Annotated in this window: 18 protein-coding genes; 6 read left to right on the top strand and 12 right to left on the bottom strand. The window is 71.9% G+C overall.

Annotated elements, in window-relative coordinates:
- Nucleotides 1–62: 62 nt before the first annotated feature.
- Both ACZ4SV_RS03295 and ACZ4SV_RS03300 read right to left on the bottom strand, forming a co-directional pair.
- Nucleotides 63–1,496 carry an NAD(P)H-hydrate dehydratase gene (locus ACZ4SV_RS03295; RefSeq protein WP_468000995.1) on the bottom strand — a complete coding sequence of 478 codons (1,434 nt, stop codon included), beginning with the start codon at nucleotides 1,494–1,496 and terminating at the stop codon, nucleotides 63–65.
- Nucleotides 1,497–1,549: 53 nt separating this feature from the next.
- Nucleotides 1,550–1,921, bottom strand: coding sequence for a holo-ACP synthase (locus tag ACZ4SV_RS03300; RefSeq protein ID WP_365880130.1), 372 nt, complete (start codon nucleotides 1,919–1,921; stop codon nucleotides 1,550–1,552).
- A gap of 67 nt (nucleotides 1,922–1,988) precedes the next feature.
- Here ACZ4SV_RS03300 and ACZ4SV_RS03305 point away from each other — a divergent pair, with 67 nt between their 5' ends.
- Complete coding sequence (locus tag ACZ4SV_RS03305; RefSeq protein WP_468000998.1) at nucleotides 1,989–2,771, top strand: SDR family NAD(P)-dependent oxidoreductase; 783 nt, start codon at nucleotides 1,989–1,991, stop codon at nucleotides 2,769–2,771.
- 111 nt (nucleotides 2,772–2,882) lie between these two features.
- The gene (locus tag ACZ4SV_RS03310) at nucleotides 2,883–3,233 is read left to right on the top strand and encodes a hypothetical protein (protein WP_468001000.1); all 351 of its coding nucleotides are present in this window, start codon (nucleotides 2,883–2,885) and stop codon (nucleotides 3,231–3,233) included.
- Between the two features lie 63 nt (nucleotides 3,234–3,296).
- Here ACZ4SV_RS03310 and glmS read toward each other — a convergent pair whose 3' ends face one another.
- A complete protein-coding gene (gene glmS, locus ACZ4SV_RS03315; protein ID WP_468001002.1) occupies nucleotides 3,297–5,144 on the bottom strand; it encodes a glutamine--fructose-6-phosphate transaminase (isomerizing) in 1,848 nt (615 codons plus the stop codon).
- A gap of 163 nt (nucleotides 5,145–5,307) precedes the next feature.
- On the opposite strand from glmS, the gene ACZ4SV_RS03320 reads away from it, so the two are divergent.
- The 3 genes from ACZ4SV_RS03320 to ACZ4SV_RS03330 all read left to right on the top strand — a co-directional run bounded on the left by ACZ4SV_RS03320 (nucleotide 5,308) and on the right by ACZ4SV_RS03330 (nucleotide 7,976).
- Complete coding sequence (locus ACZ4SV_RS03320; protein ID WP_468001004.1) at nucleotides 5,308–5,913, top strand: hypothetical protein; 606 nt, start codon at nucleotides 5,308–5,310, stop codon at nucleotides 5,911–5,913.
- A gap of 142 nt (nucleotides 5,914–6,055) precedes the next feature.
- The gene (gene coaA, locus ACZ4SV_RS03325) at nucleotides 6,056–7,024 is read left to right on the top strand and encodes a type I pantothenate kinase (RefSeq protein ID WP_397938549.1); all 969 of its coding nucleotides are present in this window, start codon (nucleotides 6,056–6,058) and stop codon (nucleotides 7,022–7,024) included.
- 22 nt (nucleotides 7,025–7,046) lie between these two features.
- Nucleotides 7,047–7,976, top strand: a complete 930-nt coding sequence (locus tag ACZ4SV_RS03330; RefSeq protein WP_397938262.1) for a DUF389 domain-containing protein — start codon at nucleotides 7,047–7,049, stop codon at nucleotides 7,974–7,976.
- A gap of 63 nt (nucleotides 7,977–8,039) precedes the next feature.
- On the opposite strand, the gene glmM is transcribed toward ACZ4SV_RS03330, so the two are convergent.
- The 3 genes from glmM to rplM all read right to left on the bottom strand — a co-directional run bounded on the left by glmM (nucleotide 8,040) and on the right by rplM (nucleotide 10,614).
- On the bottom strand, nucleotides 8,040–9,398 hold the full coding sequence (gene glmM, locus ACZ4SV_RS03335) for a phosphoglucosamine mutase (RefSeq protein ID WP_397938264.1): 1,359 nt from the start codon (nucleotides 9,396–9,398) through the stop codon (nucleotides 8,040–8,042).
- A 217-nt stretch (nucleotides 9,399–9,615) separates the two neighbouring features.
- Nucleotides 9,616–10,128: a 30S ribosomal protein S9 gene (rpsI, locus tag ACZ4SV_RS03340; RefSeq protein ID WP_003998795.1), complete on the bottom strand. Its 513-nt coding sequence runs from the start codon at nucleotides 10,126–10,128 to the stop codon at nucleotides 9,616–9,618.
- A gap of 42 nt (nucleotides 10,129–10,170) precedes the next feature.
- On the bottom strand, nucleotides 10,171–10,614 hold the full coding sequence (gene rplM, locus ACZ4SV_RS03345) for a 50S ribosomal protein L13 (protein ID WP_365873994.1): 444 nt from the start codon (nucleotides 10,612–10,614) through the stop codon (nucleotides 10,171–10,173).
- Nucleotides 10,615–10,882: 268 nt separating this feature from the next.
- Here rplM and ACZ4SV_RS03350 point away from each other — a divergent pair, with 268 nt between their 5' ends.
- Entirely contained in the window at nucleotides 10,883–11,761 is an 879-nt protein-coding gene (locus tag ACZ4SV_RS03350; RefSeq protein ID WP_468001008.1) for a hypothetical protein, read from the top strand.
- A gap of 91 nt (nucleotides 11,762–11,852) precedes the next feature.
- On the opposite strand, the gene ACZ4SV_RS03355 is transcribed toward ACZ4SV_RS03350, so the two are convergent.
- The 6 genes from ACZ4SV_RS03355 to rplQ form a co-directional block, all read right to left on the bottom strand.
- On the bottom strand, nucleotides 11,853–12,596 hold the full coding sequence (locus ACZ4SV_RS03355) for a polyprenol monophosphomannose synthase (RefSeq protein WP_365873990.1): 744 nt from the start codon (nucleotides 12,594–12,596) through the stop codon (nucleotides 11,853–11,855).
- A gap of 37 nt (nucleotides 12,597–12,633) precedes the next feature.
- Nucleotides 12,634–14,658 carry a glycosyltransferase family 39 protein gene (locus ACZ4SV_RS03360; protein WP_468001010.1) on the bottom strand — a complete coding sequence of 675 codons (2,025 nt, stop codon included), beginning with the start codon at nucleotides 14,656–14,658 and terminating at the stop codon, nucleotides 12,634–12,636.
- The gene (locus ACZ4SV_RS03365; RefSeq protein WP_468001012.1) at nucleotides 14,658–15,674 is read right to left on the bottom strand and encodes a glycoside hydrolase family 26 protein; all 1,017 of its coding nucleotides are present in this window, start codon (nucleotides 15,672–15,674) and stop codon (nucleotides 14,658–14,660) included. Before ACZ4SV_RS03365 ends, ACZ4SV_RS03360 begins: the two co-directional genes overlap by 1 nt.
- Nucleotides 15,674–17,092 carry a glycosyltransferase family 2 protein gene (locus ACZ4SV_RS03370; RefSeq protein WP_397970111.1) on the bottom strand — a complete coding sequence of 473 codons (1,419 nt, stop codon included), beginning with the start codon at nucleotides 17,090–17,092 and terminating at the stop codon, nucleotides 15,674–15,676. The genes ACZ4SV_RS03365 and ACZ4SV_RS03370 overlap by 1 nt, the downstream gene beginning before the upstream one ends.
- Nucleotides 17,093–17,477: 385 nt before the next feature.
- A complete protein-coding gene (gene truA / locus ACZ4SV_RS03375; protein WP_468001014.1) occupies nucleotides 17,478–18,341 on the bottom strand; it encodes a tRNA pseudouridine(38-40) synthase TruA in 864 nt (287 codons plus the stop codon).
- Between the two features lie 72 nt (nucleotides 18,342–18,413).
- Nucleotides 18,414–18,905, bottom strand: coding sequence for a 50S ribosomal protein L17 (gene rplQ, locus ACZ4SV_RS03380; protein WP_365873982.1), 492 nt, complete (start codon nucleotides 18,903–18,905; stop codon nucleotides 18,414–18,416).
- Nucleotides 18,906–18,909: the final 4 nt, after the last annotated feature.

The following is an 18,909-nucleotide window of genomic DNA, read 5'->3' on the forward strand; positions in this document are numbered from 1 at the left end:
CGTCACCGGACCCCCGGACCGTCGTGGCCGGGCGCGCAGTTCCCCGCGCCCCTCCCCCGGGGTCAGGTGCGTACCTCTCGCCAGGCCTGGGGGATGTGTGCGGCCACGTCATGGGCGCCCGTGGGGGCGCCGGTCGCGGCGAAGCGGCCTGCCAGGCCGTGCAGGTACGCCGCCACACTGCCGGCGTCCACCGGGCCAAGACCGGCCGCCAGCAGGGACCCGGCGAGCCCGGACAGCACGTCGCCGCTGCCGGCCGTGGCCAGCCAGGGCGTGCCCGTGGCGTTGACCCGTACCGGCCCGCCGCCGGGCCCGGCGACCAGCGTCGTCGAGCCCTTCAGCAGGACCGCCGCCCGGTACGCCGACGCCAGTTCCCGCACCGCCGCCAGCCGGGCGCCCTCGACCTCCTCGCGCCGCACCCCGAGCAGCGCGGCGGCCTCTCCGGCGTGCGGGGTCATCAGCGTCGGCGCCGTACGCCGCCGTACCGCCTCCCGGTCGGCCAGCCGCAGCCCGTCCGCGTCGAGCAGCACCGGCACGTCGGCGGCCAGCACCTCGGCCACGGTCGCCGCGTCGTCCCCGGCGCCCGGCCCGGTCACCCACGCCTGCACCCGGCCGGCCTTGGCGGGCCCGGCGGCGGAGACCAGGGTCTCGGGGAACCGCGCGAGGACCGCGTCCGCGGCCGGGCCGACGTACCGTACGGCCCCGGCGCCGCCCCGCAGCGCCCCGGCCACGGCGAGCACGGCCGCGCCCGGGTACCGCCCGGACCCGGCGGCGATCCCGACGACGCCCCGCCGGTACTTGTCGCTCTCCGCCGACGGGGACGGCAACAGCCGTGCCACCTCGGCGTGTTGCAGGGCCTCCAGCTCCACGTCGGCGGGCGGCGGCCGCAGTCCGATGTCGACGAGCCGGACCACACCGGCGTACTCACGCGCGGGGTCCACCAGCAGTGCGGGCTTGTATGCGCCGAAGGTGACGGTGAGGTCCGCGCGCAGCACGGCGCCCCGCACCTCGCCCGTGCCGGCGTCGACACCGCTCGGCAGGTCCACGGCGACGACGGCGGCGCGGGACCGGGCCACCGCCCCGGCCAGCCGCTCGGCGTCCGGCCGCAGGCCGCCCCGGCCACCGATGCCGACGATCCCGTCCACGACCAGGCCGGCCCGCTCGATCAGCTCCTCGGCGCGGTCCGCCGGGACGACCCTGCCGCCCGCCCGGCGCAGCGCGGCGAGCCCGCCGGCGTGCGCGCGGCCGGGAGTGAGCGGCACCGCCGTCACACCGGCGCCGCGCCGGGCCAGCCGGGCCCCCGCGTACAGGGCGTCCCCGCCGTTGTCGCCGCTGCCGACGAGCAGCACCACCCGGCTGCCGTACACCCGGCCGAGCAGTTCGGCGCAGGCGGCGGCCAGCCCGGCGGCGGCCCGCTGCATCAGCGCGCCGTCCGGCAGCCGCGCCATCAGGGCCTGCTCGGCCGCCCGCACCGTCTCCACGCTGTACGCAGTACGCATGGCACCGAGTCTGCCCCGAAAACCCGGCCGTCCACACCCGGGCCGGCCGCCGGTCAGCCCTCGGCGACCACCACGGCCGAGGCCACGCCCGCGTCGTGACTGAGCGACACGTGCCAGGACCGGACGCCCAGCTCGGCGGCGCGCGCGGCCACCGTGCCGGTCACCCGCAGGCGGGGCTGCCCGCTGCCCTCCACGTACACCTCGGCGTCGGTCCAGCGCAGTCCCGGCGGCGCGCCCAGCGCCTTCGCCAGCGCCTCCTTGGCGGCGAACCGGGCCGCCAGCGAGGCGATGCCGCGCCGCTCGCCGCTGGGCAGCAGCAGTTCCCGGGCCACGAACAACCGGTCGGCCAGCCCGGGCGTCCGCTCCAGGGACGCCCGGAACCGGTCGATCTCGGCGACGTCGATGCCCACCCCGATAATGCTCATGCCCAGCACCCTACGGCGGCCCCGACGGGCGGCACCCGGGCGACACCACGTCGCCTACGCTGCGGGGATGACCTCGTCACACACATATCTCTCCGGTCTCTTCTCGCTGGACGGCCGGGTCGCCGTCGTGACCGGAGGCAGTTCCGGCATCGGGCGGGCCGTCGCGGGCGCGCTCGCACGGGCCGGCGCCCAGGTGGTGGTCGTCGCCCGACGCAAGGAGGAACTTGCCTCCACAGTCGAGGAGTTGACGGCGGACGGATGCCGGGCGGCCTGGGTGAGCGCGGATCTGGGCACGCGCGCGGGGGTGCGGGCGGCCGCCGAGGAGGCCGCGGCCGTCTTCGGGGAGCCGGACATCCTCGTCAACTCGGCCGGGATCAACCTGCGTCCGCCGCTGGACGAGCTGGGCGAGGACGTGTGGGACACCACCATGGCGGTGAACCTGGACGCGCCCTTCCTGCTGGGCCAGCGGTTCGGGCCCGGCATGGCGGAGCGGGGCTTCGGCCGGATCATCCACATCACCTCCCAGCAGGCGCACCGGGCGTTCGTGCAGAGCGGCGCGTACGGCGTGTCGAAGGGCGCGCTGGAGTCGCTGGCCCGTTCGCAGGCCGAGGCCTGGTCGCCGTACGGCGTCACCTGCAACACCCTGGTGCCGGGCTTCGTGATGACGCCGCTCAACGCGCGGCTGTCGTCCGATCCGGAGCGGGTGGCGGCGCTGGCCGCGCGCACGATGACCGGCCGCAACGGGCTCGCCGAGGACTTCGCGGGCGCGGCGGTGTTCCTGGCGAGCCGCGCCTCCGCCTACGTCACGGGCCAGTCGGTCCATGTCGACGGCGGCTTCTCCGTGCACTGACCTCCCGCCCACCCGAAGATCATCGCGAGCCGCGTGCCCAGTAGCCTTCCGGGTGACCGGCTTTCCGTCGAGCGACGGAACGCCCGTGCACCGCAAACGGGAGGAACCACTGTGAAGTTGAAGTCTCTGGGCACCGCGCTCACCACCGCCGCCCTCGTCGGCACCGCCCTCACCGGCAGCGTCGCCGTCGCCGGCACCGCCTCGGCCGCGTCGCTGCCGCGGGACTGCAGCAAGGCGATCATCAACGTCAAGGCCAAGGAGACCGTCAACGTCCGCACCTCCCCGAAGACGACCGCCACGGCCGTCGGCATCTGGGGCAAGGGCGCGAAGGGCGAGATCTGCAACGACGGCAAGGCGTCCAAGGGCGGTTCGTACACGGCCTGCGGGAAGAAGAGCAACCTGTGGTACTACGGCGGCGACAAGAAGACCGGCTGGGTGCCGAAGACCTGCATCAACTGGTAACCGTACGGCCGGACCCGGGGCGGACGGCCGGCCGTCCGCCCCGCCCCTCGCTACGGCGCCCCCTCACTCCACCGTGACGGACTTCGCCAGGTTCCTCGGCTGGTCCACCTCGTTGCCACGCGCCGTCGCCAGCTCGCACGCGAAGACCTGCAACGGCACGGTGGCCACCAGCGGCTGGAGCAGGGTCGGCGTGGCCGGGATGCGGATCAGGTGGTCGGCGTAGGGGACCACCGTCTCGTCGCCCTCCTCCGCGATCACGATGGTGCGGGCGCCGCGCGCGCGGATCTCCTGGATGTTGGACACGATCTTGTCGTGCAGCAGGGACCGGCCGCGCGGCGACGGTACGACCACCACCACCGGCAGGTCCTCCTCGATCAGTGCGATCGGGCCGTGCTTCAGCTCGCCCGCGGCGAAGCCCTCGGCGTGCATGTACGCCAGTTCCTTCAGTTTGAGCGCGCCTTCGAGGGCCACCGGGTAGCCCACGTGCCGGCCGAGGAAGAGCACCGTGTCCTTCGTCGCGAGGGTCCGCGCCAGCTCCCGTACCGGCTCCATGGTCTCCAGGACCCGCTCGACCTCCTCGGAGATGCGGGACAGGTCCCTGACGACCGCCGGGATCTCGTCGCCCCACTTGGTGCCGCGCACCTGGCCGAGGTACAGCGCGACGAGGTAGCAGGCGACCAGCTGGGTCAGGAACGCCTTGGTGGAGGCGACGGCGACCTCGGGGCCCGCGTGGGTGTACAGCACCGCGTCGGACTCGCGGGGGATCGTCGAGCCGTTGGTGTTGCAGATCGCCAGCACCTTGGAGCCCTGCTCGCGGGCGTGCCGCAGCGCCATCAGGGTGTCCATGGTCTCGCCGGACTGGGAGATGGCGATCACCAGGGAGCGGCCGTCCAGGATCGGGTCGCGGTAGCGGAACTCGCTGGCCAGCTCGACCTCGCAGGGGATGCGGGTCCAGTGTTCGATGGCGTACTTGGCGATCAGGCCGGCGTGGAAGGCCGTACCGCAGGCCACGATGACGACCTTGTCGATCTCGCGCAGTTCGGAGGGGCTGATGCGCACCTCGTCCAGGGTCAGCGAGCCGGCCGGGTCGATGCGTCCGAGCAGGGTGTCGGCGACGGCCTTGGGCTGCTCGGCGATCTCCTTGAGCATGAAGTAGTCGTAGCCGCCCTTCTCGGCGGCGGAGGCGTCCCAGTCCACGTGGTACGAGCGGACCTCGGCGGGCCGGCCGTCGAAGCCGGTCACCGTGACGCCGTCCCGGCGCAGCTCCACCACCTGGTCCTGGCCCAGTTCGACCGCGGAGCGGGTGTGGGCGATGAACGCGGCAACGTCGGAGGCGAGGAACGCCTCGCCCTCGCCGACACCCACCACCAGCGGCGAGTTGCGGCGGGCGCCGACCACCACGTCCGGCTCGTCGGCGACCACCGCGACCAGCGTGAACGCGCCCTCCAGCCGGCGGCACACCAGCCGCATGGCCTCGGCGAGGTCCGCGCAGGAGGAGAACTCCTCGGCCAGCAGGTGGGCGACGACCTCGGTGTCCGTCTCGGAGGTCAGCTCGTGCCCGCGCCCGGCGAGTTCCGCGCGCAGCAGCGCGAAGTTCTCGATGATGCCGTTGTGGACCACCGCGACCCGGCCGGCGTTGTCCAGGTGCGGGTGCGCGTTGCCGTCCGTGGGACCGCCGTGGGTGGCCCAGCGGGTGTGCCCGATCCCGGTGGAACCGGCCGGCAGCGGCCGTTCGGCCAGTTCCTTCTCCAGGTTGACCAGCTTCCCGGCCCGCTTCGCGGCGGCCAGCCCGCCGTCCGCGAGCACGGCGACACCGGCCGAGTCGTACCCGCGGTACTCCAGCCGCTTCAGCCCGGCCATCACGACATCGAGCGCCGACTGTGACCCTACGTATCCCACGATTCCGCACATGAGCGGCAGCCTAAGCGCCGGAACCGATCAGAAACGCCCTCATCCTGCCCGATTTCAGAATTTCCCACCGCCGCACGAAGACCCAGGCGGGCTCGTCTCACGCGACGGCGCGCACTCCGTCAAGCTGGTGCGAGCACCACACCGGAAGAGGAGAAGGGGGAAGGTGTCCCGTTTCACGCATTTCGACTTCGGTGTCTCGTGGGTGATGAGCCTGTTCCATCAGGACTGGACCCACGACGGGGACACGGCTGCCGAAGTCGTCGCCCGGGCTCTCGCGGAGTCGGCCGACGAGGAGGTCTTGGCGGTACGCCGGGACGCGCTGGTTCTGGGCGGCCTTCCCTCGGCGACGCTGGAGACGCTGTGGTGCGCCGGAGCGCAGTACATGCCCAGCTTCGAGCTCGCGGGGGGCAGTGCTGCCGAGTGGACGCGGTCGCTCGTCGGGCTGTGTGACGCGCGGCTGTCTGCGAGCGCGGGCGTGCGCCCGCTCACGAGGGCGGACACGGAGGACGGCCCGGCCTGCCTCGACGCGGTCGTCACCGAGATCGGGGCCGCACGGTTCCTGGCGCCCGAGGTGCGCGCGGCGCTCACCGACTGCGCCCGCCGCTGCACTCCGGACCTGGCACTCCGGTTGCTGCTGAGAGCGATCGAATGCGCCCCGGACGCCTCGCTGTCCCGCGAGCAGTACTCAAGACTGGAGGCCATCGGATCGGCCCTGCGCTACGGCGACCATGTCGTGGACTCCGTCAAGTACCGGGTCGAGCAGCCATAGCGGTACCGCCGGTGTTCCTCTCCGGGTCCACCTCGGGGCGGAACACCGTCCGGCGTCGCTGGTCAGAGCACGTGACACACCCCACCCCGCCACCCCGTTCAGACTCCGTTAACAATGGACTGTGATCTCACCGGTCTCCTCGATGCCCCGGAGCGCCCACCGGCACAGGCCGGAGGCGACTCCTTACGTCGATCTCACCCGCGCCGAGTGGAGCGCGCTGCGTGACAAGACGCCGCTGCCGCTCACCGCCGAGGAGGTGGAGAAGCTGCGCGGTCTGGGCGACGTGATCGACCTGGACGAGGTGCGGGACATCTACCTCCCGCTCTCCCGGCTCCTCAACCTCTACGTCGGCGCCACCGACGGCCTCCGCGGCGCGCTGAACACCTTCCTCGGGGAAAAGGGCTCCCAGTCCGGCACCCCGTTCGTCATAGGAGTCGCCGGTTCGGTGGCCGTGGGCAAGTCCACGGTGGCCCGGCTGCTCCAGGCCCTGCTGTCCCGCTGGCCCGAACACCCGCGGGTGGAGCTGGTGACGACGGACGGCTTCCTGCTGCCCACCCGGGAGCTGGAGGCACGCGGCCTGATGGCGCGCAAGGGATTCCCCGAGTCCTACGACCGCCGGGCCCTCACCCGGTTCGTCGCCGACATCAAGGCCGGCAAGGGCGAGGTGTCCGCGCCGGTCTACTCCCACCTCATCTACGACATCGTCCCGGACGAGCGGCTCACGGTCCGCCGCCCGGACATCCTGATCGTGGAGGGCCTGAACGTCCTCCAGCCCGCCCTGCCCGGCAAGGACGGCCGCACCCGGGTCGGACTCGCCGACTACTTCGACTTCAGCGTGTACGTCGACGCGAGCGCCGAGGACATCGAGCGCTGGTACCTCAGCCGCTTCAGGAAGCTGCGCCGGACGGCCTTCCAGGACCCGTCGTCGTACTTCCGCAAGTACACCCAGGTCTCCGAGGAGGAGGCCCTCGACTACGCGCGCATGCTCTGGCGGACCATCAACAAGCCGAACCTGGTGGAGAACATCGCGCCCACCCGCGGCCGGGCCACCCTCATCGTGCGCAAGGGCCCGGACCACAAGGTGCAGCGGCTGCGGCTGCGCAAGCTGTAACCGGTCCGGTTGGATGGGCGCCATGCTGCATCTGCGCCTGATCACCCCGGCGGACACGACCGACGACGTGGTCCGCCTGATCGAGAAGACGGTGGGCACGGCCCACCTGGTGGTGCTCCCCGGCGCCGCACGCGACCCCGCCGGGGACCTCGTGCTGTGCGACGTGGCGCGCGAGGCGGGGGACGGACTCATCGCCGGGCTGCGCCGGCTGGGCCTGGCCGAGACCGGCTCGGTCGCCGTGGACGACATCGGCCTGTCGCTGTCCCGGCGGGCCGAGGAGGCCGAGCGGGACGCACCCGGCGAGGGCGCGGACGCGGTGCTCTGGGAGGGCCTGGTCGAGGCCACCCACGAGGAGTCGACGCTGACGGTCACCTACCTCGCGTTCATCACGCTGGCCACGATGATCGCCGCCTGCGGTGTCGTCCTGGACAACGCGATCCTGATCGTGGGCGCGATGGCGGTGGGCCCGGAGTTCGGCCCGCTGGCCGGCATCTGCACGGCCCTGGTACGGCGTCACCCGCGCCTGGCCTGGCGCTCGTTGCTCGCGCTGCTGGCGGGCTTCGCCGCGGCCATGGCGCTGACCTTCGGGTTCAGCCTGCTGATGGACGCCGTCGGGCTGTTCAGCAAGGCGCGGCTGGAGGGCGACCGGCCCAACACCGGCTTCATCTACGCCCCCGACTGGTTCTCGTTCGTCGTGGCCGTGCTCGCCGGCATCGCCGGCACCCTCTCCCTGACCTCCGCCAAGTCGGGCGCCCTGGTGGGCGTGGCGATCTCGGTGACGACCGTCCCCGCGGCGGCCAACGCGGCCGTGGCCCTGGTCTACAGCGACACCCACCAGGCCCTGCGCTCCTCGGAACAGCTCCTGCTGAACCTGCTGGGCATCGTCGTCGCCGGAACGCTGACGCTGCTGGCCCAGAAGTTCTTCTGGCAGCGCCGGCGGCAACACGCCTGAGAGCGCGGGACGGTGTGGCGCGGGACTAGCCCGCGCCACACCGTCCCGCGCCCTGCCCCAGGACTAGCCCAGCGCCGCCTTCACCGCGTCGGCCAGGCGTCCGGCGACGGACCGGGCCTGCTCGATGTCCGCGGCCTCGACCATCACCCGCACCAGCGGCTCGGTACCGGAGGGGCGCAGCAACACCCGCCCGGTGGCACCGAGTTCGCGCTCGGCCTCGGCGACGGCGGCGGCCAGGTCGGCGGAGGTGCCCACCCGCGTCCTGTCCACGTCCGGCACGTTGATGAGGACCTGCGGCAGCCGCTCCATCACGGAGGCCAGCTCGCCGAGCCGGCGTCCGGTCTCCGCGACCCGCGCCGCCAGCAGCAGCCCGGTCAGCGTGCCGTCACCGGTGGTGGCGTGGTCGAGGATGATGACGTGCCCGGACTGCTCGCCGCCGAGGGCGTAGCCGTGCTCCTTCATCTCCTCCAGCACGTACCGGTCGCCGACGGCCGTCTGCACGAGCCGGATGCCCGCGCGTTCCATCGCCAGCTTGAAGCCGAGGTTGGACATCACGGTGGCCACGACGGTGTCGGCCCGCAGCACGGACTTCTCCCGCAGGGACAGCGCGAGCACGGCGAGGATCTGGTCGCCGTCGACCTCCTCGCCGGTGTGGTCCACGGCCAGGCAGCGGTCGGCGTCGCCGTCGTGCGCGATGCCGAGGTCCGCGCCGTGTGCGAGGACGGCGGCCTTGATCTTGTCCAGATGGGTCGAGCCGCAGCCGTCGTTGATGTTGAGGCCGTCCGGTTCGGCGCCGATCGTGACGACCTCGGCGCCCGCCCGGGAGAACGCCTCCGGCGAGACCCCCGAGGCCGCGCCGTGCGCTTCGTCCAGGACGATCTTCAGTCCGTCGAGCCGGTTGGGCAGCACCGACAGCAGATGGGCGATGTACTGCTCGGCGCCCTCGGCGTACGACCGTACGCGGCCGACGCCGGCGCCGGTCGGGCGCTGCCACGGCTCGCCGTGCCGGTGCGACTCGTACACCGCCTCGATCCGGTCCTCCAGCTCGTCGGCGAGTTTGTGGCCGCCGCGGGCGAAGAACTTGATGCCGTTGTCCGGCATGGCGTTGTGGCTGGCGGAGAGCATCACGCCGAGGTCGGCGCCGAGCGCGCCGGTCAGGTGCGCCACAGCGGGTGTCGGCAGCACGCCGACCCGCAGGACGTCCACGCCCGCGCTGGCCAGGCCGGCCACCACGGCCGCCTCCAGGAACTCCCCGGACGCGCGCGGGTCCCGTCCGACGACCGCCGTCGGCTTGTGGCCCTCGAAGGTGCCCGCCTCGGCCAGCACGTGCGCCGCGGCGACGGAGAGGCCGAGCGCCAGCTCGGCCGTGAGATCCGCGTTGGCGACACCGCGCACGCCGTCCGTGCCGAAGAGTCGTCCCACTTGTCCTCCTGAGGAAGCATCGATGTCGGAGGCGGACCGCGCCGCGTCGAGTGGCAGGCGCCCCGGCCTTCCGATCACACAAGCCTTTGAGCGTCTTGTGCCGTTATACGCCCTTGGCTGAGATAAGCGAACGCCCCGGGGGCACGTGTGGCGTGCCGCCGGGGCGTTCGGAGTACGCGGGGCCGAAGCCCGTACCACGTACGAGCAGGCAGCGAGCTTAGCGCTTGCTGTACTGCGGAGCCTTGCGGGCCTTCTTCAGACCGGCCTTCTTCCGCTCGACCGCGCGGTCGTCGCGGCGCAGGAAGCCGGCCTTCTTCAGCGGACCGCGGTTGTTGTCGACGTCCGCCTCGTTCAGCGCACGGGCGACACCGAGGCGGAGGGCACCGGCCTGGCCGGAGACACCGCCACCCGCGATGCGGGCGATGACGTCGTAACGGCCCTCGAGCTCCAGGACCTTGAACGGCTCGTTGACTTCCTGCTGGTGCACCTTGTTCGGGAAGTAGTCCTCGAGGGTGCGACCGTTGATCTTCCACTTGCCGGTGCCCGGGACGATCCGGACGCGGGCGATGGCGTTCTTCCGGCGGCCCAGGCCGGCGGCCGGCTGGGGCTCGCCGAAGCGGGAGGCCAGGGACTCCGAGGTGTACTCGCCCTCGACGGGAACCTCGGACTCGGTGGTGTAGCTGTCGATGTCAAGCTCTTCGAGCGGCTGCTCGGCAGTGGTCTCGGCCACGATTCTCCTCAGATTCTGTTCAGTCTTAGGGGGTGGCCGGACTTACTGCGCGACCTGGGTGATCTCGAACGGCACCGGCTGCTGGGCAGCGTGCGGGTGCTGGTCACCCTTGTAGACCTTCAGCTTCGAGAGCATCTGACGGCCCAGGGAGTTCTTGGGAAGCATGCCCTTGACGGCCTTTTCGATGGCCTTCTCGGGGTTCTTGTCGAGCAGCTCGTCGTAGCGGACGGAGCGCAGACCACCCGGGTAGCCGGAGTGGCGGTACGCCATCTTCTGGGTCCGCTTGTTGCCGGACAGGTGCACCTTGTCGGCGTTGATGATGATGACGAAGTCACCAGTGTCGACGTGCGGTGCGTAGATCGGCTTGTGCTTGCCCCGGAGGAGGGTGGCAGCAGTGGTGGCGAGACGGCCCAGGACAACGTCCTGAGCGTCGATGACGTGCCACTGGCGCGTCACATCGCCGGGCTTGGGGCTGTACGTACGCACGGTTCGTAGCCTTCGCTTCGAGTGAATGGTCCTAAACAAGGTCACCGAAACGATCACGACAGCCTTGACCCACGGCGGCGACGCAAACCGCGTGCGTGGGGTCGCTGGTCATCGGCCCGGTGGACCGGTGTAAGGGCCCGTCCCGTGAGAATGAGCAAGCCAATACACAACGAAGAAGTAGGTTACCTGTCGGCCCCCGGACGGGTCAAAACGAGGCGGGCCGGACGGCGGACCCCACACGGGTGGCCCCCCGTCTAAGATGCGCCCCATGAGTTACGGGCAGGGGGGACCCCAGTCTCAGTGGGATCCCTGGAAACCGCATTCCCAGCAGCCGTGGAACAGCGGAGCCGACGACGGGACGCCCGACTGGGCCGCGCTCGCCGAGGCCTCGGAGACACGGAACAAGCGCCGCAAGCTGCTCTTCATAGCCGGCGGCGTCCTCGCCACGGCCGCGATAGGCACGGCGGTCGCCATGGCGGTGGTCTCCGCGGACGGCGGTGACCCCCAGGCCGGTCCCGGCAGCCTGCCCCCCAGCGCCTCCATCCCCGGGGCCGCCGGCGGAACGCCGTCCTTCGCGCCGACCAGCGCGCCGCCGCCGCTGGATCCCAAGGACTTCATCTCCAGCGCGAAGAAGGACACGGCCCCGCTCGGCCCCGACACTCTCTTCCCGGGCAAGCAGCTCACCCTCGGGGACGCCGTGTACCGCAAGGGCGCCACGGCCGACACCACGAACTGCGCCTCCGCCGCCGGCGGCACCCTGCCGGGCATCCTCAGCGCCAACGGCTGCACCCGCCTGATGCGCGTCACCTACACCAAGGGCGGCATCTCGGTCACCGTGGGCGTCGCCGTCTTCGACGACGCGGCGCGGGCCGCGAAGGCCAAGGCCCAGACCGACGACCGCAGCATCGTCCGCTCGCTGTTCGGCACCGGCGGCGTCAAGCCGTTCTGCGACGGGGCCTTCTGCCGCTCCACGCGCAACGCCTACGGCCGCTACGCCTACTTCACGATCTCCGGCTTCACCAGCGGCAAGGACGTCACCAAGAAGGACACCGACGTCTTCGGCGCGGGCAACGCCCTGGCCCAGTTCACCGTGAACCAGGTCCACCGCCGCGGGCAGGCCGAAGCGGCGGCCGCCACCGGCCGGTAACGCCGGCGGCGACCGCTGGCCCTGGCGGTGGCCGGCAGCCTTCGTGGTGGCCGCCGAGCGGCCCGGAGCGCCGGCGGGCCCGGAGCGCCGGCTAGTAGCGCTTCATCCGCAGCCGCAGCGGCAGCACCGCCGACTCCAGCTGGGTGCGCAGCGTCATCTTGGAGGCACCCTCCGTCCGCTCGGTGAAGCGGATCGGGACCTCCACCGCCGTGTGCCCGGCCCGGACGGCCCGGTACTTCAGCTCCACCTGGAAGCTGTAGCCGGCGCTGTCCACGGACTCCAGGCCGACGTCCCGCAGGGTCGCCGCCGCCCACAGGTTGAATCCGGCCGTGATGTCCTGGATCTCGGTGCCCAGGATGGCGCGCGCGTAGCGGTTGGCGAACCGGGACAGCAGGACCCGGTGGGCGCCCCACCGCTCGTCCAGCGAACCGCCCTCGACGTACCGGCTGCCGACCACCAGACCGGCGCCGCGGCCGAGCGCCGCCTCCAGCATGCGGGGCACGGCCTCCACCGGGTGGCTGCCGTCGGCGTCCATCTGGACGACGTAGGCGGCGCCCTCCGCCAGCGCGGCGGACATCCCGGCCGTGTACGCCCGGCCCAGCCCGTCCTTCTCGGTGCGGTGCAGCACGCTCATCCGGTGCCGGCCGCCGGCGTTGTACTTTTCGGCCAGTTCCTCGGCGATCCGCCCGGTGCCGTCCGGGCTGGAGTCGTCGACGACCTTCAGCCGGAGGCCGTCCAGCGGCAGCCCGAGCACGGCCTCGGCCATGCCCGGCAGGTTCGCCGCCTCGTTGTACGTCGGCATCACCACGGTGACCCGTGTCTCGCCGTGATCCATCGCTGTCCCTCCCGCCTTTCTCGCTTCGGGCCCGCGCTCAGGCGGTCTTGATCCAGACGCGGTAGTGACCGGTACCGCTGGAGTTGCGGAAGGGCAGGTCGGCGAGGAGCCGGTAGTGCCGGTTGCCCTTGACCGCGTGCGCGACGATGTCGTCCACCCGGGGGTTGGTGAGGCCGTCCAGGACGACGAGGTCGAACTCGCCGTCGCGCAGCGCGGCGCGGTAGGCCGCGTCCCCCTGGTGGTACGTGCCCTTCTTGTCCGTGTACTCCAGGGCGAAGACGCCCTGCCACTGCCGGTGGCTGGTCTTGTCGCGCAGGTAGTAGACGGGCACCTCGGGCGTGGAGGCGAGGTAGTGGCCCTTGCCGTCCACGTGGGAGCCGATGACCTGGATCATCTTGGAGGAGTCGGGCCAGACGCCGTAGCGCCAGTCGGCCTGCGAGATGCCGAGGCAGAGGGTCGCCGTCCACAGCATGATGCCGAGCTGGGGGTAGCGGAAGTGGGCGCCGATCAGCCGGGTGACGCCCACGCCGGCCATCGGCGCGGCGAAGAGCAGGCCGAAGCCGACGTGCTTGAACAGCGAGACGACGGTCCCCAGGTGCACCTGGTAGGCGGGCGCGAGCAGGGCCGTGCCGCACAGCACCAGGCCGAGCAGGGCCCGCCGGCGGCGGCCGGGGCTGCCGAGCCGCAGGGCGGCCGGGGACTCGTTCATACGGCTGCGCCGCACGTAGGAGACCGCGCCGCCGACGGCGGTGAGGAACATCAGCCCGCCCCACTCCGCCGACCGCCGCAGCAGGAAGGCGGTGCCGTCGGAGCCGTGGTCGCGGTTGGTGGTGGTCTTGCGGACGCCGTCCATCAGGTCGGTGCCGTACATGCCGGCCGCGAGCAGCACGCCGACGCCGAGCGCGAGCAGCAGCATCCGCAGGAACGCCGTGCGGCCCTTGTGCGGCCGGCCGGTGAGCAGCGCGAGCACGATGATGGTCGGCACGTACAGGGCGGCCGCGTACTTCACGCCGACGGCGAGGGCGGCCACGGGCGCGGCGAGCAGCACGGCGGGCACGGGCGCCCGGTCGGTGCGGACGACGATCCAGGTGGCCAGGGCCAGCAGGAAGACCGCGGCGGCGTCGTAGGTGGCGAAGTAGCCCATGACGACGGTCGACTGCACCACGGCGAAGAGCGCCGCCCCGGCCAGCGCGGCCCGCTCGTTGAACAGCCGCCGGCTGAACGAGTACAGCAGGCCGGTGGTGCTGAGCATGAACGCCAGGCTCAGCAGGCGGGCGCCGGTCAGCCCGAGGGCGTCGTCGGCGACGGCGGCGAGCACCGGGTACAACTGCGGCGAGCCGGAGAAGTAGGCGCCGTAGTCGAGGGGCAGCGGGGTGCCGTGCAGCAGGTGCTGGAGTTCGGCGTGCCCGGCCGCCAGGTACAGGGCCTCGTCCTGGAACGCGGTGTTGGACAGGCGCAGCGAGAGCACCGCCTGGACGGCGAGGACGCACAGCAGCACGGCCCGGCTGACCCAGGCGCGGCGCCGGCTCGCGGCCATGTCCCAGCCGACCTCGGGCGTCTCGGGCACGTGGTAGCCGGGCCCGGCCGGCTCCTCGGACTCCGCCGGCGGGGCGGGCGCCGACTGGTCGTCCGCCTGCTGGTAGGGGTAGGTCCGCGGGTCGTACCCGTAGTCCTGCGGCACGTCGTACCCCTGGGGGACGCCGTGCACCTGCGGGTGCTCGTACCCCTGCGGCACGTCGAGGCCCGGCGCGTGGCCGTACTCCTGCGGCACCTCGTAACCCGGCGCGTGGCCGTAGCCCTGCGGGATGTCGTGGACCGGCGCGTGGGCGTAGCCCTGCGGGATGTCGAGGCCCGGCGCGTGGGCGTAGCCCTGCGGGACGTCATGGCCCTGCGGCTGCCCGTGCTCCGGCGGCTGCCGGTCGTGCTCCGGCGGTCGCGGGTCGTAGCCGTGCGGCTGGCGCGGGATGTAGCCGTCGGAGTTGAACCAGCCGCCCTGCTGCTGCTCCTCCTCCGCGTACGGGTCGAAGGGCTGCGGGGTGTAGTACTCGGGTCGAGAGCTCATCACGGCTTCCGTACGTCGAAGCCGAAACGGTCGTCGGCGGCCAGGCGCTTGAACTCCTCAAGCGCCAGCGGACTCGCCTCCAGCCGCCAGTCGGCGCGCTTTTTGTAGTCGAACCAGACGAAGCCGAGCATGTCGTCGTCGGCCTTGACGCCCGCGAACAGGTTGCGGACGTCGGCCCGCCGCCGCTCGCCGGGCATGGCCGCGGTCTCCAGCAGCAGCATCGGCTTCTTGGTGAAGGTGCGGATCTGGTCCCGGGTCGGTCCGAAGACGCCGTCGAAGGAGTTGTCCTCGCCGAGCGTGAAGTAGCCGATCAGGCCGATCCAGTCCACGTAGGCGTCACCCGGGTAGTACGGCTGGAGCCGCACGTTCCGGACCGGGTTGACGATGTTGGGCGCCCAGGCCCAGATGACGTTGGTGGCGCCGGCTTCGACGAAGGTCTGGTGGATGTGCCGCCAGGCGGCCACGTACTGGGCCGGGGTCACGTCGTCCGTGCCCCACTTCTCCCAGTGGCCGTTGAACTCGTCCGCGAAGTCGATCACCACGGGCAGGTTCAGCCGGCGGACCGAGGCCGCGTACGCCTTGATGTACCCGTCGGACCGTCCCGCCGCGATGTCGGTGAGCGGGGTGCGGAAGGGCTCCCAGGACATCAGGGTCAGCGCGCCCTCGGCCCAGGCCCGGCGCACCCCGCTGGCGTCGAAGCCGTCGCCCCAGCCGGCGTAGTACTCGACCAGGTTGGGCTGCCTGCCGGTCCGGCGCGCGTACACGTCGACGTTCTTCATCGAGGTCGGCGCGCCGGGCACCGCCACCCCGAGGTACTTCTTCGCGGGCTTCAGCAGCGGGGTGACGTCGTACGGGATGTCCTTGGCGGGGCTCTGCGCGGTGTGCGGGGCGGCGCCGGCGCCGGGCGAGCCGCCGGAGTCGTCGCCGAGCAGCCCGCAGCCGCCGAGCGCGAGGACACCGGCCAGGGCGCCGGCCAGGGCCGCGCGGACCCTGCGGAATCGTTGCCTCGGTCGCATCAGACGGCCTCCGCCCCGGACCGCGGCTGCACCAGGACCCGGCCGACGACCAGCGCGTAGAACAGCCCGGAGGACAGGATCAGGGCGAAGTCCGGGGCGTGCATGGTGAACGTCCGGTACACCGCCGCGGTGACCCAGACCAGCGCCGTGCCGCCGCTCCACGCCCACATGCCGATCCAGAACCGCCGGGTCTTGTTCTTCTTGGCGCCGGAGGAACCGGTCGGCTGCCAGCCCATGCGGTTCTTGCGCAGGATGTCCCAGATGGCGAAGACGTGCGCCCAGCCGTACATCATCCGGGCCGCCCACGCCTCCAGGCGGTACGGCGACCGGTGCCACATCGGGAAGACGATCGTGGTGTAGAGGATGCTGGGCAGCACCAGGAGCAGGTGCTCGGCCTTCAGCTTCTCCGGCATCACCAGCAGCAGCACGATCGGGATGACCGGGGCGGCGAAGGTGAACAGCGCGGTGTGGATGTAGTAGAAGAACCCGGACATGTAGCACAGCCGGCTGGACAGCTTGATCCTGCGCTGCCAGAACTTGCTGCTGCCGAGCAGGCTCATGGAGCCCGAGCACCAGCGGTACTGCTGGTTGAAGAAGGCGCCCGCGGTGTCCGGGCAGACGCCGGTGGACACCGCGACCGGCACGTACCGCAGGTCCCAGCCGAGCCCGCGCAGGTCGAAGCCGGTGTGCACGTCCTCGGAGTGCTCGATCAGCGTGGTGCCGCCGTTGGTCTCCAGGGCCGCCCGCCGGTAGACCGCGCAGGAGCCGACGCAGATGGCGCCGTCGCTGCCCTGCCGGGACACCTGCACGGAGCGGTAGAACAGCTCCTGCACCGCGCCCGCGCCGCGCTCGATCCAGTTCTGGGAGTCGAGCACGCGGAAGTACTGCGGGGACTGGACGATGCCGATCCGGGGATCGTCCTCCAGGTACGGCAGCAGCTCCTCCAGCAGGTCGGCGCGCGGGGTGAAGTCCGCGTCCAGGATGAGGATGAACTCGCCGTCGGACCGGGCGAAGCCGAAGTGCAGGTTGCCGGCCTTCTTGAACCAGCCCCGGTTCTCCCGGGTGCCGTAGCGGAACCCGAAGTCCCGTGCCATGGCCGCCAGTTCGGGGCTCGCGCCGTCGTCGAGCACGAACGGCACGCAGACCCCGGGATACCGGTCGGCCATCGCCCGCACATGCCGCCAGGTGTTGTGCAGCACCTCGATGGGCTCGCCGCACACCGGCAGGAACACGTCCACGGTGGGATACACCGCGGGCCGCCAGCCCTGCACGAGCCGCCGGTGGTGGGCGATGTCGAAGTCCCGGGTGAAGCCGTTCACGCGCAGCGACACCAGGTAGTAGACGACCGTGAACACGAGCAGCGGCGTGTAGATCCACAGCACCGGGGTGGACGCCGCCAGCTTGAACTGGCTCACCACCAGGCAGCAGAAGCTGATCAGCGAGCTGATCGTCAGGATCCACAGGTGCCGGTGCGCGTAGGAGTACTTCTCCTTGTCCGTCGGCGGGAGCGGGAGCAGTCCCAGCGCGGCGTTCCCGCCCCGCCCGGCCCGTCGCCGCCCGCCGCCCGGCCGCACCGCGCGACGCCCCCCGGTCCGCACGGGACCCACTGATGTCATTCCGTTGTCCCACCCCGGGCCGCATGCGACCCGTCGACCCCCCAGCCAACCCCGGCCACCCCTGTTCGAACCTCTGGCCGGGAGGCGCAACTGTATCCGAGAGGTATGAAACGCGTAAGGGCCGTTACGTCGGTTTACACCCGGTAAGTTCCGACATGGGGCATAAGCGGAGCGAAATGGAACGTAACTAACAGGTTTCGCAACCCGGGCTCCGGGGCAGGGATCGCCGGTTGCGTGCCTCCTTGCTCCGGGCCGCCAGCAGCTCGTCGGCCGGATAGCCGACCTCCTCCAGCGTCAGCCCGTGCGGCCGTACGACATGCACGGCGGAGTCCCGCACCCCCGCGGCCAGTACCTTCCCCGGCCACTCGGGCCCCCGGTGCCCGTCCCCGACGAACAGCAGCGCGCCGATCAGCGACCGCACCATGTTGTGGCAGAAGGCGTCGGCGCGCACGGTCGCGGTGATGACCCCGTCGCCGTCCCGGACCAGGCTCAGTTCCTGGAGCGTGCGGATCGTGGTCGCGCCGTCGCGCCGCTTGCAGTAGGCGGCGAAGTCGTGCTCGCCGAGCAGCGCCCGGGCGGCCTCGTTCATGGCGTCCACGTCGAGCGGCCAGTCGTGCCACAGGACATGGCCGCGCAGCAGCGGGTCGACCCCGCCCGGGTGGTCGGTGACCCGGTAGGCGTACCGCCGCCAGACGGCCGAGAACCGGGCGTTGAACCCGGCCGGCGCCTCGGCCAGCCGCCACACCCGCACGTCCTTCGGCAGCCGCCCGGCGAGCCGCTTCAGCAGCTTCTCGCGGTGCTCGGCCCACAGCCCGGCCGGCAGATCCACGTGCGCCACCTGCCCGCGGGCGTGCACCCCGGCGTCGGTCCGCCCGGCCACGGTCAGCTCGTACGTCTGCGTCGACCGCGTCACCGTACGCAGCGCGTCCTCGATCTCGCCCTGCACGGTCCGCTTGCCGCCGGCCTGCTTGGCCCAGCCGTGGAAGGCGGTGCCGTCATAGGAGAGGTCGAGACGGATGCGGACATGCCCGGGCTGTACTTCGTCACTCACAGAAACATCCTCTCAAGTACGCGAAAGCGGGCCCGCCCCGAAGGGCGGACCCGCTTCACGTCAGGCGGAGCCTCAGGCGTCCTTGGACTCCTCGGCCGGAGCCTCGGTCTCCTCGGCCTTGGTCTCCTCGACCTTGGCCTCCTCGGACTCCTTGACCGCGCGCTTGGTGGCGGCCTCGGCCTCGCCCACGGCGTTCTGCTGCACCGTCAGCGCCTCGACCAGCTCGATGACGGCCATGGGCGCGTTGTCGCCACGGCGGTTACCGATCTTGGTGATGCGGGTGTAGCCACCGGGACGGTTCTCGTAGCGCGGGCCGATCTCGGTGAAGAGCGTGTGGACGATGCTCTTGTCCGTGATGACCTGGAGCACCTGACGGCGGTTGTGAAGGTCGCCCTTCTTCGCCTTGGTGATCAGACGCTCGGCGTACGGCCGCAGGCGGCGGGCCTTCGCCTCGGTGGTGGTGATGCGGCCGTGCTCGAAGAGGCTCTTCGCCAGGTTCGCGAGGAGGAGCTTCTCGTGCGCGGCGCCGCCGCCCAGACGGGCACCCTTGGTGGGCTTCGGCATGTTC

This window comes from Streptomyces sp. NPDC027672 (genome assembly GCF_055566335.1).

Excerpts from the sequence above, each read along its gene's own strand:
- ACZ4SV_RS03305 (WP_468000998.1), top strand. The coding sequence starts at position 1,989 with ATGACCTCGTCACACACATATCTCTCCGGTCTCTTCTCGCTGGACGGC.
- ACZ4SV_RS03350 (WP_468001008.1), top strand. The coding sequence starts at position 10,883 with ATGAGTTACGGGCAGGGGGGACCCCAGTCTCAGTGGGATCCCTGGAAA.
- coaA (WP_397938549.1), top strand. The coding sequence starts at position 6,056 with ATGCCCCGGAGCGCCCACCGGCACAGGCCGGAGGCGACTCCTTACGTC.
- ACZ4SV_RS03330 (WP_397938262.1), top strand. The coding sequence starts at position 7,047 with ATGCTGCATCTGCGCCTGATCACCCCGGCGGACACGACCGACGACGTG.
- ACZ4SV_RS03360 (WP_468001010.1), bottom strand. The coding sequence starts at position 14,658 with ATGAGCTCTCGACCCGAGTACTACACCCCGCAGCCCTTCGACCCGTAC.
- ACZ4SV_RS03355 (WP_365873990.1), bottom strand. The coding sequence starts at position 12,596 with ATGGATCACGGCGAGACACGGGTCACCGTGGTGATGCCGACGTACAAC.
- ACZ4SV_RS03295 (WP_468000995.1), bottom strand. The coding sequence starts at position 1,496 with ATGCGTACTGCGTACAGCGTGGAGACGGTGCGGGCGGCCGAGCAGGCC.
- ACZ4SV_RS03365 (WP_468001012.1), bottom strand. The coding sequence starts at position 15,674 with ATGCGACCGAGGCAACGATTCCGCAGGGTCCGCGCGGCCCTGGCCGGC.
- ACZ4SV_RS03300 (WP_365880130.1), bottom strand. The coding sequence starts at position 1,921 with ATGAGCATTATCGGGGTGGGCATCGACGTCGCCGAGATCGACCGGTTC.
- glmS (WP_468001002.1), bottom strand. The coding sequence starts at position 5,144 with ATGTGCGGAATCGTGGGATACGTAGGGTCACAGTCGGCGCTCGATGTC.
- rplQ (WP_365873982.1), bottom strand. The coding sequence starts at position 18,905 with ATGCCGAAGCCCACCAAGGGTGCCCGTCTGGGCGGCGGCGCCGCGCAC.